8 protein-coding genes are annotated in these 17,147 nt (G+C 73.2%); 2 read left to right on the top strand and 6 right to left on the bottom strand.

From position 1 onward, the window contains the following. Positions 1-289 precede the first annotated feature (289 nt). Together JX552_RS32400 and JX552_RS32395 are read right to left on the bottom strand one after the other, a co-directional pair. Positions 290-2,017, bottom strand: coding sequence for a PE-PGRS family protein (locus JX552_RS32400; RefSeq protein ID WP_241011250.1), 1,728 nt, complete (start codon positions 2,015-2,017; stop codon positions 290-292). Beyond that, entirely contained in the window at positions 2,014-2,181 is a 168-nt protein-coding gene (locus JX552_RS32395) for a hypothetical protein (protein ID WP_241011248.1), read from the bottom strand. The genes JX552_RS32400 and JX552_RS32395 overlap by 4 nt, the downstream gene beginning before the upstream one ends. Here JX552_RS32395 and JX552_RS33370 point away from each other — a divergent pair. Beyond that, complete coding sequence (locus JX552_RS33370) at positions 2,180-2,707, top strand: hypothetical protein (protein ID WP_277395989.1); 528 nt, start codon at positions 2,180-2,182, stop codon at positions 2,705-2,707. The two genes, JX552_RS32395 and JX552_RS33370, sit on opposite strands and share 2 nt — an antisense overlap. Here the strand turns inward: JX552_RS33370 and JX552_RS32390 are convergent. After that, positions 2,629-4,158: a PE family protein gene (locus JX552_RS32390; protein WP_277395988.1), complete on the bottom strand. Its 1,530-nt coding sequence runs from the start codon at positions 4,156-4,158 to the stop codon at positions 2,629-2,631. The genes JX552_RS33370 and JX552_RS32390 overlap by 79 nt on opposite strands. Positions 4,159-4,313: 155 nt before the next feature. Between JX552_RS32390 and JX552_RS16090 the strand changes: the two genes are divergently transcribed. After that, positions 4,314-4,562 carry a hypothetical protein gene (locus tag JX552_RS16090; protein ID WP_205873063.1) on the top strand — a complete coding sequence of 83 codons (249 nt, stop codon included), beginning with the start codon at positions 4,314-4,316 and terminating at the stop codon, positions 4,560-4,562. A gap of 323 nt (positions 4,563-4,885) precedes the next feature. Here JX552_RS16090 and JX552_RS16085 read toward each other — a convergent pair whose 3' ends face one another. The 3 genes from JX552_RS16085 to JX552_RS16075 form a co-directional block, all read right to left on the bottom strand. Beyond that, positions 4,886-12,133: a PE family protein gene (locus JX552_RS16085; protein WP_241011247.1), complete on the bottom strand. Its 7,248-nt coding sequence runs from the start codon at positions 12,131-12,133 to the stop codon at positions 4,886-4,888. 585 nt (positions 12,134-12,718) lie between these two features. Next, positions 12,719-16,567 carry a PE family protein gene (locus JX552_RS16080; protein WP_205873062.1) on the bottom strand — a complete coding sequence of 1,283 codons (3,849 nt, stop codon included), beginning with the start codon at positions 16,565-16,567 and terminating at the stop codon, positions 12,719-12,721. Beyond that, a complete protein-coding gene (locus JX552_RS16075) occupies positions 16,477-17,061 on the bottom strand; it encodes a hypothetical protein (protein ID WP_205873061.1) in 585 nt (194 codons plus the stop codon). Before JX552_RS16075 ends, JX552_RS16080 begins: the two co-directional genes overlap by 91 nt. Positions 17,062-17,147 lie beyond the last annotated feature (86 nt).

The raw sequence follows: 17,147 nt of genomic DNA, 5'->3' as shown, positions 1-17,147 counted from the left end.
ATAGGCGCTATACGTCAAGCAAACCCAAGCGAGTACCGGAAGTGTCTATGGCCGAGGTGATTTGGTGAGTCTCAGCTGCTGATGCCCCGTTTTTCGGGTCGTGGTGTCGGGTCCTGCTGGTGGAGGTGTGAGCGGGTGCGGTCGATCCCGGTGGCGCCACTTTTCGTGAATGAATTTATTGTGGTCGCGAAAGCGGACTTTGGTGCATAAACACACGGGTCAATAGTGCACGACACGTATGCATAATCTGGACGATATTTCGGGGTCGATCAGCGGTGCTGGGCAAGTGTCAAACGACCGTGCCCGCGGCGCCGGTGGCGCCAGGCAAACCGCCGGGTCCGCCGCTACCACCCGTGCCGCCGAGGCCCGGTTCTGCCTTGGTTGGATCCGACGAATGGGCGTCACCGCCATTGCCGCCGTTTCCGCCGTCGGTCGAGGCGAGTGTGCTGTCGCCGCCCTGGCCCCCCTTGCCGGCGAGGCCAGATCCGGAACCGTCGGTGTATCCCAGACCGCCTGTTCCGCCGGCGCCCCCCGTTCCGCCTTTGCCGCCCGTCCCGCCGTTGCCGGCGGTTGCGGTGGCCGCGGACGCGGCGTTGTCGATAACCGCCTCGCCGCCGGTGCCGCCGAGTCCGCCGGAGATACCGCCCTGCCCCCCGGCGCCGCCATTGCCTGCGGTGGCGCTGCCAGAACCTTGGTTGGTGGCGGTGCCGCCCGGACCCCCGGCCCCACCGGCGAACAGACCATTGCCGCCCGAGCCGCCGTCACCAGAGAACGCGTTGCCCATAGCGCCCGGAAATACGATCGCGGAACCGCCAATCCCGCCGGCTCCGCCAGTGGTGCCCGATCCGCCGGTTCCAGCTTTGCCGCCAACGGCGGTACCGGAGGCGCCCGAAGTAGCGATAACTGCCGTGCCCCCCTGACCGGCACTTCCGCCCGTGCCGGTGGTTCCTCCACTGCCGCCGTTGCCCCCCGAACCGCCGAACGAATGCCCGGTCAACGATTGGTTAGTGGTATTACCGCCCTCCCCGCCATTCCCTCCACCTCCGACACCGCTGCCGCCGGCGCCAGCATTGCCGCCCTTCGCTGACGCGGTGCTCGCGGTATTCGTGATCTGCGCGTTACCGCCGTTTCCGCCCTTTCCGCCCGTGCCGCTGGTGGTGGCGCTACCGGCCTCCGCGCCGGCTCCGCCGACGGCGTTTCCGGTTCCGCGGTTTTCCGCGTCACCGCCGCTGCCTCCGCGACCGCCGCCCGCAACCCCGTTGCCACCAACCCCGCCGTCACCCGAGGTCGCATCCCCTGACGAGGACGCGACGGCCCTCCCGCCCAATCCGCCGTCCCCGCCCGTGAGTCCCTCGCCGCCGGCTCCACCCATGCCGCCGAAAGCGGTGACCATGCTGGTGCCGGTGGCGTTGCCCCCTGTGGCAGCGCCACCGGCGCCACCGCTTCCGCCTTTGCCGGTGGTCACGCCGCTGCCGCCGTCACCCCCGGACCCACCGACCGTGTTCCCGCTTTCGCCCACGTTGTCCGCGGCGCCGCCCGTCCCGCCGTTGCCGCCGCCTGCAGACCCGACGCCGCCAGCTCCACCGCGACCGCCCGTGGCGGTGCCATTAGCTGAGAGGTTCTGGATAGCGCCTTTGCCGCCGGCTCCACCGTTGCCGCCGGTGCCGGCGATGGTGGCGCTACCACCAGCGGCGCCGTCGCCGCCGATCGCGCTTCCGGTTCCACTGTTGATCGCCTGGCCGCCGATTCCGCCATTCCCGCCGCCCGTGGACCCGCTACCACCAGCGCCTCCACTGCCCCCGATCGCGGTGCCGGTCCCGGTGTAGGTCACGGCACCGCCAGCGCCGCCGTTTCCACCGATGCCGCCCGCGGAGGTGCCGCCTTTACCGCCGGCGCCGGCCACGGCGTTGCCGGATCCACTGTTTTGGCCTGCTCCGCCGGTACCGCCGTTGCCGCCGGTGCCGGTGTCGGTGGCGTCACCGCCGTCGCCGCCGGCGCCGCCGGATCCGGCGATCAATCCGCTCTTGCCACCGGTCCCTCCATTACCGCCAGCACCGGTACCGAAAGCGGAATTTCCTCCAGTCCCGCCACCGCCGCCGTTGCCGTGGCTGCCGCCGTTGCCGCCGTTGCCGCCCTTACCGCCGGGTGTGCCAGGAGCCGCCAGTGTTGCGTCGTAGCCATGGCCGCCGGCGCCACCGTTGCCGCCGTTGCCGGGGATGATGGTGCCGGTCAGGCCCGGCGCACCGTCGGTCGCGCCCGGGCCACCGGCCGTACCACCGGTGCCTCCAATGCCGACGTTTCCGGCGTCCCCGCCATCACCGCCGGTGCCGCCCGCAGAGGTAGGTTTGCCGACACCCCCGGATCCACCGTTTCCAGGTGCCCCCGGGTTCCCGCCGTCGCCACCGGCGCCACCATCACCGTTTGCGCCCGGCTGGCCGAGTGCCGCGAAGGCTTTGCCACCGGCTCCACCGCTTCCGCCTTTACCGCCGGCGCCGCCGTCGCCGCTGTCGCCGCCGTTTCCGCCTGTTCCGGCCGCAATGCTGGCGTTCCAGCCGGCGCCGCCATCACCGCCGGCGCCGCCTTCACCGCCCGCCCCGCCCTGTCCGCCGGCTCCGCCCGAACCAGAGTTCAGCCCTCCGTTACCACCCGCCCCGCCCGCTCCGCCGGCGCCTCCGGCGGTGCCGTTGCCCCCGGTGCCGCCGGCTGATGTCGCGCTACCCGGGGTGCCTGATTTGCCGTGTGCGCCGGTGCGCCGGCCCCGCCGGCTCCGCCGGCCCCGCCGTTGCCGTAGCTGCCGCCGTTGCCGCCGTTGCCGCCGTTGCCGCCGGGCGTGCCTGCAAGTGCGGTCGGATCGGTCGCGGCGTCGTAGCCCTGGCCGCCGGCCCCGCCGTTTCCGCCGATACCGGGTGCGACGGTGCCGATTGCCCCGGTCGCGCCGGCGCTGGCGCCCGGTCCGCCGGCCGCACCCCCGGCGCCGCCGCTGCCGCCTGTCCCGGGGTCGCCGCCGTTGCCGCCGTTGCCACCGGCAAGGGTGGGTTTGCCGATCCCTCCGGCGCCCCCATCCCCTGGTGTGCCCGGGTTGCCGCCGCTACCCCCGGCGCCGCCGCTGCCGTTTGCACCCGCCGGCCCGAGTAGCACCGAGCCTTGGCCGCCGGCGCCGCCCATCCCGCCGGTGCCCCCGTGCCCACCGTTGCCGCTGTTCCCGCCGTTGCCGCCGGCGGCGCCGGCGACACCCGCATCGGTCGCATCCCAGCCAGCGCCGCCAATTCCGCCGGTCCCGCCTGCTCCGCCCGCTCCGCCCTGCCCGCCGGCGCCGCCCGAGCCGTACAGGAAGCCTCCCTTTCCGCCGGCCCCACCGATACCTCCGCTGCCGCCGTTGCCGGCGTCGAATCCGGTGCCGCCGGCTGACGTTGCGGTGCCCGGGGCGCCTGGCGCGCCGTTGAAGCCGGATGCACCAGTCCCGCCGATACCGCCAGCGCCACCGGCGCCGAACAACAACGCGCTACCTCCGACGCCGCCGTTACCTGCTGCGCCCCCGAGCGCGCCGAGCCCGCCGGTCCCGCCCGCGCCGCCGTTCCCCCACAGCCATCCGCCGGCGCCGCCGGCACCGCCGGTGCCCCCGCCGACGCCACCAGCGCCGCCGACCCCGCCGGCCCCGATGAGCCCGGCGGCACCTCCAGTGCCGCCGGATGCGCCGGGCGCACCAGATCCGCCGTTGCCGCCGTTGCCCCACAGCAGCCCGCCCGCCCCACCGTTCTGGCCGGTGCCCGGCGCACCGTTGGTGCCGTCGCCGATCAAGGGGCGGCCCACCAGGAGGTTGGTGGGGGCGTTGATGAGTCCCAACACGGCGTCTTCGATGACTCCCAAGGGTGAGATGTTTGCCGCTTCGGCGGCAGCGTAGGACGCTCCTGCCTGCTTCAGCAGTTGCACAAACTGCTCTTGGAAGGTCGACGCTTGCGCACTCAGCAACTGGTACGCCTGCCCGTGGGTGGAGAACAACGCCGCTATGGCGGCAGACACCTCATCGCCGGCGGCAGCAAGGAGGTTTGTGGTGGGCGCCGAAACAGCGGTTCCGACTGCATGCAAAGACCGACCGATACCCGCCGTATCTACGGCTGCGTTGGTTAATGCATCGGGTGTTGCGAATAGATAAGACATTTTGCAAATCTTCTCTGTCCGTTGATTTGGGGCCTGTGGGATTTGAAGCGTCAGACGACTATTCCGTTCTTGCCTGGGCTGCCGGGGTTGCCACCGGGCCCGCCGCTGCCGCCGGCGCCACCGATGCCGCCGGCGGCCTTGCTGATACTGCCCGCGTGAGCGTCACCGCCGTCGCCGCCATTACCGCCGTTGACGGCGGCGCCGGTGCTATTGCCACCGAAGCCGCCGTTGCCGCCGATACCGAATCCTGTTCCGAGGTTGGATCCCAGCCCGCCCGTACCGCCGCTGCCGCCAAAGCCTCCGCCGCCGCCGATGCCCCCTTGGCCTCCCGTGGCATTGGTTCCATTGATGGCGTTGGTGACAGTGGCATTTCCGCCATTTCCGCCTTTGCCTGCGGGACTTGACGTGCTGGAACCACCACCAGCGCCGCCGGTCCCGCCAAGTGCAGCTCCGAGCCCCTGGTTCGTTGCGCTCCCAGCCGCGCCACCGTTGCCGCCGGTACCGCTGACAAGACCGCCCGGGGCCCCGGCTCCACCATTGCCGCCAGTGGCGCTGCCGGGAGCGGTGACGCCGCTGACCTCGGCGTCGCCGCCAACACCGCCAGCGCCGCCGTTTCCAGTGTTCGGCGCGCCTTTGTTGCCCTGTCCGCCGTTACCGCCAACGGCGCTGCCGGTCCCGCTGTTGACGGCAGCGCCGCCGTTGCCGCCGGCACCGCCGGTAGTAACGCCTAAACCGCCGGTGGCGCCGAGGCCTCCTGCTGCGGTGCCAGCACCGGAGTGCGTCGCCTTGCCGCCGGCCCCGCCGGCACCGCCGACAGCAGAGTTGCTGCTACCGCCGAACCCGCCACCGCCGCCCTTAGCCGTGACAGTTGAGCTGGTGTTCGAGATGGTCGCATCGCCACCACGACCGCCGGTGCCACCGCCGCCCGTGGCCCCGGTGCCGGTGCCGCCGGTGCCGCCCGCACCGGGCGTGACAGATCCGAGTCCCGTGGTCGACGCGGCTCCGCCGGCCCCGCCGTCGCCCCCTGACAGGCCGGTACCACCGGCCCCGCCACTGCCGCCTGCCGCGGTTGCGGTCGAGCCCGTGTTGTCGATTGACGAAACCCCGCCGTTGCCACCGGCTCCGCCTTTTCCGCTGTTGCTGGCGCCGCCGGCTCCGCCAGCGCCGGCCGTGGCATTTCCTGTCCCAGCGTTAGATGCCGCACCGCCGTCGCCGCCGGCGCCGCCGGCGCCGGCAGAGGTGCCGTCACCGCCCGCGCCGCCCTTGCCGCCGGACGCGAAACCCGCTGAGGAGTTGGACGAAATCGTCGCTTCCCGCCTGCCCCGCCGGCTCCGCCGGTGCCGAAGGTTCCGTTGGCGCCGTTACCGCCGGCACCCCCGGTAGCGGGACCCATTACACCTTCATTGATCGCAGCGCCCCCGCCGCCCCCGGCGCCGCCTGTAGCGCCTGTCCCGCCTATTCCGCCGTTGCCGCCGGAAGCGCTGCCCGAACCGGTGTGCGTCGCTAGGCCGCCGGTACCGCCGGTACCACCAACGCCGGTGGTGGCGCCGCCGCCCGCCCCGCCCGTTCCTCCGATGGCGGCCGTGGTGACACTACTGCTGTTAGTAGACCCACTACCCCCAGTGCCACCCGCGCCGCCGTTGAAGCTGCCATTGCCGCCGGCGCCGCCGGCGCCGCCTTTGGCTGTCGCGGACGAGAAGGCGTTCGCGACCTCTGCGGCGCCGCCGTGGCCACCGTTTCCTCCAGAGCCCGAGGAACCAACGCCTCCGGCGCCACCGCCACCGGGGGTGACACTTCCGAGTCCGGTGGTCGTTGCCGCGCCGCCGTTGCCGCCGGCGCCCCCAGCCGTGCCTCCGCCGCCCGCACCACCCTTGCCGCCGGCGCCCCCAGCCGTGCCGTCGCCGTCGCCGCCCGCACCACCCTTGCCGCCGACGGCGGCGGCCGCCGAAGCGTTGTTCGTGATCCTCGCGTCGCCGCCGGCTCCGCCTGCCCCGCCTGCCCCGGTAGTCACGTCAGCCCCGTCAGCACCGGCACCGCCTGTCGCGGCACCAGTTCCTGCGTTGATCGCCGAACCGCCACTTCCGCCGGACCCGCCGTTGCCGCCGGCCCCAGCCGAACCGCCTTTGCCGCCAACGGCACTACCTGCACCCGAGTGAGAGGCTCCGCCGCCGGTACCTCCGGTGCCGCCGGTTCCGGTGGGCCCGCCAATGCCGCCAGCGCCGCCGTCGCCGCCGATGGCCGGCGTGGTGCCACTGCCGCTGTTGGTTGACGCGTTACCCCCGGCGCCCCCTTTGCCGCCGTTGGTGCCGCCGCCTCCGGCGCCACCGGCGCCGCCCTTGGCTGTGGTCGAAGAGGTGACGTTCGAAATAGTCGCATCACCGCCGTTGCCGCCGTCGCCGCCGTTGCCACCGGTACCGGTGCCGCCCGTTCCGCCTGTGCCCGGGTTGACGCTGCCGGTCCCGGTCGTGTTCGCCGACCCGCCGGCTCCGCCATTGCCACCGAAGGTGGCGCCTTTCCCGCCGGCCCCGCCAGCTGCGGCGGAAGCGCTTGCTGCCGAGGCGCTGTTGTTGATGCTGGCCGTGCCGGCGTCGCCTCCCGCGCCGCCGAAGCCGATAGTGCCTTCTCCGCCGGCGCCGCCAACTCCGGCAAAAACAGGTCCGATGCCTTTGGTCGTCGCCCCGCCGCCGTTGCCACCGGCCCCGCCGACCACACCGAGGGAGCCGGCTCCGCCTTTGCCCCCAACGGCGGTACCCGACGAGGCAGAGTTCGAGATCTCCGCGCTGCCGCCCTTTCCGCCCGCACCGCCTTTGCTTCCGCCGGTGCCATCAGCGCCGGCTCCGCCGGTGGCGTTGCCGGTACCGCTGTTGGTCGCAGAACCGCCGTTGCCGCCAGCCCCGCCGCCTGCGGGACCCAGACCGCCGGTCCCGGCGTTGCCGCCGACTGCATTGCCGGCTCCGGAATGAGAAGCGCTGCCGCCGGCACCGCCGGTACCGCCCGGGCCGGTAAGGGTGTCGCCGCCGACTCCGCCGGTGCCGCCCGTAGCGGCAACGGTTGAGGTGGTGCTGGTGATCGTCGCCTTGCCGCCTGCTCCCCCGGCGCCAGCGGTACCGGTGGTCCCGTCGCCTCCTGCACCACCTGAGCCGGCGTCAACGTTTCCGGTTCCGCTGGTGGCCGCCTCGCCACCCACCCCGCCCGCTCCTCCGGCGATCCCGTTAGCGCCGGACCCGCCTTTGCCGCCAGTTGCGGTCGCTGCGGAAGTGGTGTTGCTGACCTGCCCTTTTCCGCCGGCTCCGCCGGCTCCGCCGGTTCCGGTGGTTCCCCCGCTGGTGCCGTCGGCACCGGCCGCGCCGATGGCGGCTCCGGTTCCGGTGTTGAGGGCAAATCCGCCGTTGCCGCCGGCCCCGCCTCCTGCGTCGCCGGTTCCTCCGGCGGCGGCATCGCCGCCAAGGGCGGTCCCTGCACCGTGGTGGACGCCAGAACCACCAAAGCCGCCGATTCCGCCGGTGCCGGTCGTGGCGTTGCCTCCGGCCCCCCCGGTACCCCCGGTGGATGTCGTCAAATTGCTGCTGCTGTCGGTCTGGGCGGTCCCACCCGTTCCGCCCCGCCCTCCGGAGAGGTTGTCGACGCCTTGGCCACCGGTACCGCCGGTGCCGCCGGTGACGTTGACGGTCGATGCGGTGTTGGTGATGGTGGCACCGCCACCGCCACCGCCGTTGCCGCCGGCGCCGGTGTTGCCGCTGCCGCCTGCGCCGCCGAAGCCGGGTGTGACGTTGCCGAGTCCGTCGGTCGTGGCCGTCCCGGCGAATCCGCCGTTGCCGCCGGTGGTGCCGACGCCGCCAGCTGCCCCGTTGCCAGAAAAAGCAGTAGCTTTCGAGGCGGTGTTGGCGATCTGCGCATTGCCGCCGTTGCCTCCGGCGCCGCCGGCACCGGACGTGCCGGTCCCTCCTATGCCTCCGTTGCCCGCGGCTACATCTCCCAGGCCTTTGGTGAGCCCATCGCCGCCTCTGCCGCCGGCGCCGCCGGTTGCGCCGGCGCCGCCGGTTGCGCCGGCGCCGCCGGCTCCGCCGTTGCCCGAGATGGCCGTGGCTGTTGAACTGGTGTTGGAGCTGGTTGCGTCGCCGCCATTCCCGCCTTTGCCGCCGGCGGCGGTGCCGGTGCCGCCTGAGCCTCCGTTGCCGGCTGCCAGGTTGCCTGATCCTTCGTTAGACGCGTCGCCACCGGCGCCGCCGGCGCCGCCGGTGGTACCGGTGGCTCCCGCGCCGCCATCGCCGCCGGTTGCGACGGCGGAGGAGGCGGCATTGGTGATCTCTGCGTCGCCACCGGCTCCACCGTCGCCGCCGGTTCCGCTGGTACCCCCACTGGTGCCGTCAGCGCCCGCGCCGCCGATCGCGTCACCGGTTCCGCCGTTGATCGCTATGCCGCCGTCTCCACCGGCACCGCCTCCGGCGGGGCCGGTGCCGCCCGTTCCAGCGGCCCCGCCGAGGGCGATGCCGGCCCCGTTGTTGACTCCGGCTCCGCCGGTTCCGCCGGTGCCACCGATGCCGGTGGTGGCGTTGCCGCCGGCCCCGCCGGTGCCGCCGGTGCTGGTGGTGGCTTTGCTGCTGTTGGTTTGCGCGGAACCGCCAGTGCCGCCGGTGCCGCCGGAGAGGTTGTCGACACCCTTACCGCCGGCTCCGCCGGCACCGCCGACCGGGTTGACCGTCGAGGCTGCGTTGTCGATAGTCGCTGAGCCGCCGGCACCGCCATTTCCACCGGCGCCGGTGGTGCCGTTGCCACCGTTTCCACCGGCGCCGGGGGTGACGTTGCCGGTTCCCAGGGTGGTGGCCGATCCGCCGGATCCGCCGTTTCCGCCGGTAGCGCCGGTGCCGCCGGTAGCGCCGTTGCCGGCGACGGCGGTGGCGGTCGAGGTGTTGTTGGTGATGACGGCGTCGCCGCCGCTGCCGCCGGTGCCGCCCGCGCCGGTGGTGCCGTTGCCGCCGAGTCCGCCGGCGCCGCCAGTTGCTGTGCCGGTTCCGTTGGTGGTGGTTCCGCCGCCGTTGCCGCCGGCCCCGCCGGTGGTGCCGTCCGCGCCGGCGCCGCCTTTGCCGCCCGTGGCGCTACCGGCTGAGCCGGGGTTGGCGATGTCGGCGCTGCCGCCCTCGCCACCGGCTCCACCGGTCCCGGTGGTGCCGCCGCTGGTGCCGGCGGCACCGGTGCCGCCGAACGCATCGCCGGTTCCGGTGTTGCCCGCGGCGCCACCGCTGCCGCCGGCTCCGCCTGCGGTGGGGCCGGTACCGCCCGCCGCGCCGGCGCCACCGATGGCCGTCCCGGCCCCAGCGTGAATGCCGATACCGCCGGCGCCGCCGGCACCACCGGCGAAGTTGGTGGCCTTGCCCCCGGCTCCGCCGGTACCACCGGTGGATGTCGTGGTGGCGCTGCTGCTGTTGGTTTGCGCGGTGCCCCCAGTCCCGCCACGCCCTGCGGACAGGTTGTCGATTCCCTGACCTCCGGCGCCGCCGGTACCGCCGACCGGGCTCACGGTCGAGGCGGCGTTGTTGATGGTGGCGTTGCCGCCGTCGCCGCCGTTTCCTCCGGCGTTGATAAAGCCGTCACCACCCTTGCCGCCGGTGCCGGCCTGAACCTGTCCGAGTCCGTCGGTCGCTGCCGATCCGCCAGTACCGCCGTTCCCGCCGGTGGAGGCAAGACCTCCGGCCCCGCCGTCACCTGCGCTCGCGGTCGCGGTGGAGGTGGCGTTGGAGATGGTCGCAGTGCCGCCGGCTCCTCCGGTTCCGCCGATGCCGCTGGTGCCGTCCCCACCTTTGCCGCCGGCGCCTGATGTGACGGCGCCGGTTCCCGCCGTGGAAGCGTTGCCTCCCGCACCGCCGCTGCCACCGTAGTTCCCGAAACCACCGGCTCCCCCGGCGGCGCCGGCAGCGTTGGCTGTCGAGGCGGCATTGGTGATGTTCGCGGCACCACCGGCACCACCGGCCCCGGCTTTGCCACCGAAGCTTGCGCCGCCGACCCCGCCCGCGGCCGGGGTGGCGTTTCCGCTGCCGGCGTTCGTTGCCGACCCGCCTGCCCCGCCTGCCCCGCCGTTGATGCCGTCGCCGCCGAATCCCGCCGCGCCGCCGGTAGCGGTCCCGCTCGACAACGCGCCGCTGACCGTCGCGCTTCCGCCGGCCCCGCCGGTGCCGCCGTTGCCGGTCAGGCCCGCGCTGGCGCCGTTTGCTCCGGCGCCGCCGATGGCGTTCCCGAATCCGCTGTTGAACGCCGGACCACCGGCGCCGCCGTCGCCACCGCCCGCAGCACCGGTGCCGCCGGCCCCGCCGGCGCCGCCGACCGCATTCCCGGCTCCGCCGTTCGACGCAGCCCCGCCGGAGCCGCCGTGCCCGCCGCGTCCGGTGCCGGCGTCGCCGCCGGCGCCTCCGGCGCCGCCCACCGATAGACCAGTGCCGCTATTGGCTGCGTCACCGCCTATTCCACCGTTACCGCCCACGCCGGTGCCAGCTCCATCGCCGCCGGCCCCACCCGCGCCGCCGATGCCACCCAGTACACCGCTAGCACCGCCCCATCCGCCGTCGCCGCCGTTCCCGCCGATGGTTGTGGAGTTGCCGCCGGCCCCACCGGCTCCGCCGTGGCCGTAGGTGCCGCCGAGGCCGCCGTGCCCACCTTTACCGCCAGCGGTGCCCGCTTTCGCGAGGGGGTCGCTGGCGGCGTCGTAGCCGTGGCCGCCGGTGCCGCCCGCGCCACCGTTGCCGGCGACGATGGTTCCGGTCCCCCCGCTGGTGCCGGGAGTTCCGCCGGGTCCGCCGGCTCCTCCTCCGTTGCCGCCGATGCCGACCCCGCCGGGGTTGCCGCCGTTGCCGCCGTATCCACCTGTGGTGATCAGGGCGTCGCCCGCGCCACCGGTGCCACCGTCCCCGGGCGCTCCGGGGTTGCCGCCGACCCCGCCGGCCCCGCCGTTGCCGTTGGCGCCGGCGGCGCCGAACAGGGTCGAACCCCGGCCGCCGGCCCCGCCCATGCCGCCGTTGCCGCCGTCGCCTCCGCTACCACTGTTGCCGCCGTTGCCGCCGTCGACCCCTGCGGTGGTCGCGTTCCAGCCTGCGCCGCCGACCCCGCCGACCCCGCCGGCTCCACCGATACCGCCGTTGCCCCCGGCTCCGCCGGCGCCGTAGACCAGTCCGCCGTTACCGCCCGCGCCGCCCATACCTGCGTTGCCGCCACCGCCGCCGGGACCACCGGTTCCACCGGCCACAAGCGCGGTGCCGGGCGTGCCTGGTGTCCCGATCGCACCAGCCCCGCCGGTCCCGCCAGCCCCGCCCGCTCCGCCGTTGCCGAACAACAGCGCACTACCGCCGACCCCGCCGGCGCCGCCGTTGATGCCTACCGCCCCGGTCCCGCCCGCTCCGCCGTTACCCCACAACCACCCGCCAGTACCGCCCGCACCGCCGGCGCCCCCACCGATTCCTCCGGCCCCGCCTACCCCGCCGGCGCCGAGCAATCCTGCCGCTCCACCGGCTCCGCCGGGTCCGCCCGGCGCGCCCGATCCGCCTGCGCCACCGTTGCCCCACAAGATCCCGCCGCCGCCACCGTTTTGCCCGGTTCCCGGCGCGCCGTCGGTGCCATTGCCGATCAGTGGACGTCCCAACAGCAGGTTGGTGGGAGCGTTGATCAGCGTCAGCACCTGTTCTTCCAAGACCTGCAAAGGCGAGGCATTGGCCGCCTCTGCCCGCGCGTACGCCTCCCCGCCTTGGCTCAAGGCCCGCACGAATTCGTTCTGAAACGCAGCTGCCTGCCGGTTGAGGGCTTGATAGGCTTCACCATGGCTGGAAAACAGTGACGCGATGGCCGCCGACACGTCATCACCCGCGGCGGCCAACACGGTGGTCGTCGGCGCCGCCGCGGCAACATTTGCCGCGCGCAATGACGAGCCGATACCCGCCACATCCGCTGCTGCTGCCGCCAGTAAGTCCGGTGCTGCCATTACGTACGACACTCTGGTGCTCCCGCCTCATGGATTTGCGGTGATGGCAAGAAATGCAGACGCTCATCAGTATTCCGAAGCGGAACTCTGATTGGGAGGCTTTCGGTCCAATACGGCGAGCCCAACAAGTGAGGTGGTCTGTCGTAATCGGAATTCTGTGAATTTCAATGGAATTCGGTGAGCGAACATGGCCGGCGCGCTTACCTGGGACTGTGCCTAATTTGAGTGATAGCTGGTGTCGGCCCCGTAGCTACCAGTACAAGGATTTTGACTAAGACCGCGGTTGTGGATTCGGGTCAGAATGAATTCATTAAGAGCAAATCATTATTCGCAATTGCCATAAAAGTGCAGCTCAATAGGGCTGTTTTGTGTATTCATGACGTGTCTACGATGTTGTCGCGGCACCGCCGCTGCCGCCGCTGATTCCGGCGCTCGAGCTCTCGCCGCGATCGCCGCCTGCAGCCAATGATTCATAGCTCCAACCGCTTCGACGGGCAGGTGAGCGCAAGCCACTGATCCACGCATGGCGGCGCTGCTCGCTGCCGCGGGCGTCGCAGTTGTCGAGTACAACCCTGTCGTCGGTGACGACCTAATCGATCAACCGTTCTGTCCGGATTTGCCCTGCGAACCGCCCGGGCCGCCGCTGCCGCCCGTGCCGCCAAGACCGGGTATGGCATGGCCCGCGATGGCGGCTTGAGCCAAGGCGCCGTTGCCGCCATTGCCGCCGTTGGCGCCGTTGGCGGAGCTGTTGCCGCCGTTTCCGCCGTTACCGCCGAATGCGAATCCAGTCCCGCTGGTGCTAACTAGACTGCCATTCCCACCGTTTCCGCCGGAGCCGCCGTTACCGCCGGCTCCGCCGTCGCCACCGGTGACATCCCCTGCTGAGCCCTCGGCTATCCCCGCGTTACCGGCATCGCCGCCGTTTCCGCCAGTGCCGGTGACGCCGCTGTCGCCCCCGGTACCGCCGGTTCCTCCAATGGCGCTCCCTGTCCCCAGGTTCGCACCGTTACCGCCAACCCCGCCGCGTCCGCCAGCCAGCGGCCCTGAGCCGCCGGTTCCCCCTTGTCCGCCCACTGCCGTGCCCGCTCCGAGATGTTGGGAATCACCACCATTGCCGCCACCACCGCCGGTGCCGGTGGTGGCGTCGCCGCCGGCACCGCCAGTGCCTCCGATGGCCTGTGTCCCCGCGTCCATACTGTTGGTTTGCGCGAAGCCGCCCTGCCCGCCGCGGCCTGCGGCGAATCCGGCGTTATCGACGCCCGTACCGCCGCCTCCCCCAGTGCCACCTACGACGGTCACTGTCGAGGCCGTGTTGTCGACCGTAGCGGCCCCGCCGCTACCGCCGGTCCCACCGACTCCGGTGGTGCCGGTGCCGCCCGCGCCGCCCGCCCCGGCGTTGACGCTGCCGGTCCCCTTGGTCTGCACGGCCCCGCCCTTTCCTCCGGCCCCGCCACTCGCGCCGTCGCCGCCGGCACCGCCTTGCCCGCCGGTTGTGACGCCGACGGAGGAGCTGTTGGTGATGGTCGCGTCCCCGGCCGCGCCTCCGGTCCCACCAGCACCGGTGGTCCCGGTTCCGCCCGCACCACCACTGCCGGAGGTTATGTTTGCGTGTCCAGCACTCGATGCCGCCCCGCCGGCCCCGCCGGCGCCACCAATGGTGCCGTTGCCACCGGCTCCACCTTTGCCCGCTATCGCCGGTGCTGTCGAGTTGGCGGCAGTGACTTGTGCTGTGCCGCCGTCGCCGCCGCCCCCGCCGAAGGCGGTGCCGGTTCCCGTCGTCGTCGCAGAACCGCCCTCGCCGCCTGCTCCGCCGCTCACGGGACTCCCACTTGAGGTGCTGCTCGAGCCGCCCGCTCCGCCCTTGCCCCCCACCGCATGAGCTGCCGAGGCCGCGTTATCGATCTGTGCAGTACCGCCGTTGCCGCCGGCTCCACCCTTGCCGGTGTCGGCGCCGCCTACTCCGCCGTTGCCGCCGGTTGCCGATCCGGCTCCGGTGTTCAGCGCGTTACCGCCGGTTCCGCCGTTGCCTCCACCAATGTTGCTTCCGCCTGCAGCGCCAGCACCGCCATTTCCGCCCATCGCGGAGCCGGCACCCGAGTGGATGCCAGAGCCGCCTGCGCCACCGTCTCCGCCGGCACCGACGTTGGGTGAGCCGCCGGCGCCCCCGGTTCCACCGGTGGCCGTCGTGGCCGCCACGTTGCTGTTCGTTTGCGCATTGCCGCCGGCGCCGCCGCTGCCTGCGCGGCTGTAACCTGATCCGCCTGCTCCACCTTTGCCCCCGACTGGGCTAGTAGTCGAGGCGATGTTGTCAACGGTAGCGTCGCCACCGGCGCCACCTCCGCCGCCAATGCCATCGTTCACAAACCCGCCCGCTCCACCGGTGCCGGCATTCACGCTGCCAGTCCCTTTTGTGGACGCCGAGCCCCCGGCGCCACCGGTCCCGCCGCTCGCGACAAATTGGTTGCTCGGAGCCGTGGTGTTGCCTCCGATGCCGCCGTCACCGCCGGTCGCGGTTGCCCCTGACACAGCATTTCCGATGTTGGCGCTGCCGCCCGTTCCTCCGTTCCCACCGTGGAAGCCGGCCCCACCCACACCTCCGTTGCCCGAGGTGACGTTTCCAAGTCCTTCGCTCGACGCCGCACCGCCGGCCCCGCCGTCGCCGCCCGTGGTGGTGCCGGCTCCGCCGTCGCCGCCCTTGCCGCCGGTCGCCGGTCCCGTAGAGGTGCTAGTGGAGAGTTGTGCAAGGCCACCGTGACCGCCGGCGCCTCCGGTGGCGGTGCCGGTTCCGGTGGTGGAGGCGTCCCCGCCGTCACCCCCGGCGCCGCCCGTAGCAACGTTGCCAGTGGTGGCTTTGCCGCCTGCGCCGCCGGTGCCTCCGACGGCGTTGGCTGCCGAGGCGGTGTTCTGGATGTGTGCTCCGCCACCGGCTCCGCCTGCGCCACCGGTGCCGCTGTTGGTGGCGTCGCCGCCCGCTCCTCCGTGGCCCGCGGTGAGGCTTCCTGTTCCCTGATGGGTTGCCGTACCGCCAGCTCCGCCGGCACCGCCCAGGGAGCCGGAGCCTCCTGCGCCGCCGTTGCCGGCGGTCGCGGTGGCGGCAGAGTTAGCAGCAGTGATGGTGGCGCCGCCGCCGTTACCGCCGGCTCCGCCGAAGCCGGTAGCGCCGGCGCTGGCGCCGTCGGCGCCGGTGCCGCCAGTAACGCTGCCGATTCCGTCGCTGGTGGCGCCCCCGCCGTTGCCTCCTTTGCCTGCACCGATGGCGCCGGTGCCGCCTTTTCCGCCGTTACCGCCTAGAGCGGCGGCGGCACCGCCGTTGACAATGGAAGCCGCGCCGCCGGCTCCACCCGCCCCGCCGGTGGCGTTGGTGCCGCCATTACCACCGGCTCCGCCCTGGCCGCCGGTCGCCGTGCCCGCATTTGCGGCGTTGTCGATGGTGGCACTGCCTCCGGCGCCTCCGTTGCCGCCTTTGGCGTTGGCGCCGCCGTCGGCGCCGGCCCCGCCGGCGGCGCCAATGGCGTTACCGGTGCCGTGGTTCGAGGCACTGCCGCCGAGCCCGCCGTTTCCGCCGCCCTTGGATCCGGCGCCGCCCAGCCCGGCGGTGCCGCCAATCGCGTCGCCGGATCCGCTGGTGGTGCCACTGCCGCCGGCGCCGCCGGTACCGCCGACGCCATTGGTGGCAGTGCCGCCGGCAGCTCCGGTGCCACCCTTTGCCGTCTGAGTCGATGCAGTGTTGCTGATCGTCGCGTTTCCACCATCGCCGCCGATGCCGCCGCTGGAAGTGCCCGTACCGCCTAATCCGCCCTTGCCGGGGTTAAGGGTGCCCAGACCTTTTGTCGACACCGAGCCGCCGTCCCCGCCGGCGCCGCCGAAGAGTCCGGTACCGCCAGCCCCGCCGGCGCCGCCCGTCGCGGCCGCCGTGGAGGCGCTGGTGTTGATCGTCACCTGACCGCCTGCTCCGCCGATACCACCGCTACCGGCGCTACCGGTACCGCCCGCGCCGCCGGCACCGGAAGTGGCGGTCGCTGTTCCGGTGATAAACGTCGCTCCGCCGTTGCCGCCATTCCCACCGTTGGCGCCGGACCCGCCATCACCGCCGTTGCCGCCGACGCCGAGTCCCGATCCCTTCGTGTTGCCCTGACCGCCGTTGCCGCCGGCACCGCCGGTTCCTGTGGCGCCGCCATCACCGCCGTGTCCCCCGACACCGCCGGTAGCGGTGGCCGCGGAAGCGGCGTTGCCGATCGCCACATCACCGCCACCTCCGCCGGCCCCGCCGTTCGTGGTACCGGTGCCGCCGGCCCCACCTGCACCCCCAGTCGCGGGTCCTGTTCCACTGGTCACGGCAATCCCGGCGGTGCCGCCTAAGCCCCCCGCGCCGTTAGTGCCCTGGCCGCCATCGCCTCCGGCACCGGAGGTGACGGCGCCCGCAGATGAGATCGCAGTGCCGCCCACGCCCCCGTTTCCGCCCGTGGCACCGCTGCCACCGGCCCCGCCTGTCCCGCCGATTGCATGGCCGCTTCCCGCGGTGGTCGCAAAGCCCCCGGCGCCCCCGGAGCCGCCGACACCGGTGGTGGCGTCGCCGCCATTTCCGCCGTTTCCGCCGGCGGCGTCGATCGCGGAGGTGGCGTTTTGGGCATGCGCATGGCCGCCGTTGCCTCCCTTGCCGCCGGTGCCGACGGTGGCATCACCCCCGGCGCCACCGATGCCGGCGATGAGATCCCCGGTGCCGGCGGTGGTGGCGGTACCGCCGGCTCCTCCCGCCCCGCCGCTTGTGCCGGTGCCGCCGGCGCCGCCGGTGCCGGCGGTGGCGTTGCCTGCGGAGGCGGCTGCGGTGATAGTGGCATCACCGCCGGAGCCGCCCGCTCCTCCGGCGCTGTTGAGGCCGCCGTCGGCGCCTTCGCCGCCGTCGCCGCCGTTGACGTCACCCGTTCCGTCGCTGGTGGCATGCCCGCCGTTGCCGCCGGCCCCCGATATGGCACCGCCGGCGCCGCCCTTTCCGCCCCCGCCCCCAAGGGCGGCGGCGTCGCTGCCG

Origin of the sequence: Mycobacterium gordonae, assembly GCF_017086405.1 — a bacterium.
GTDB classification, from domain to species: domain Bacteria; phylum Actinomycetota; class Actinomycetes; order Mycobacteriales; family Mycobacteriaceae; genus Mycobacterium; species Mycobacterium gordonae_D.
This window is presented reverse-complemented; position numbering and strand designations above follow the sequence as displayed.

Excerpts from the sequence above, each read along its gene's own strand:
- JX552_RS33370 (WP_277395989.1), top strand. The coding sequence starts at position 2,180 with ATGGCCGCCGGCGCCACCGTTGCCGCCGTTGCCGGGGATGATGGTGCC.
- JX552_RS32395 (WP_241011248.1), bottom strand. The coding sequence starts at position 2,181 with ATGGCTACGACGCAACACTGGCGGCTCCTGGCACACCCGGCGGTAAGG.
- JX552_RS32390 (WP_277395988.1), bottom strand. The coding sequence starts at position 4,158 with ATGTCTTATCTATTCGCAACACCCGATGCATTAACCAACGCAGCCGTA.
- JX552_RS16075 (WP_205873061.1), bottom strand. The coding sequence starts at position 17,061 with ATGCCACCAGCGACGGAACGGGTGACGTCAACGGCGGCGACGGCGGCG.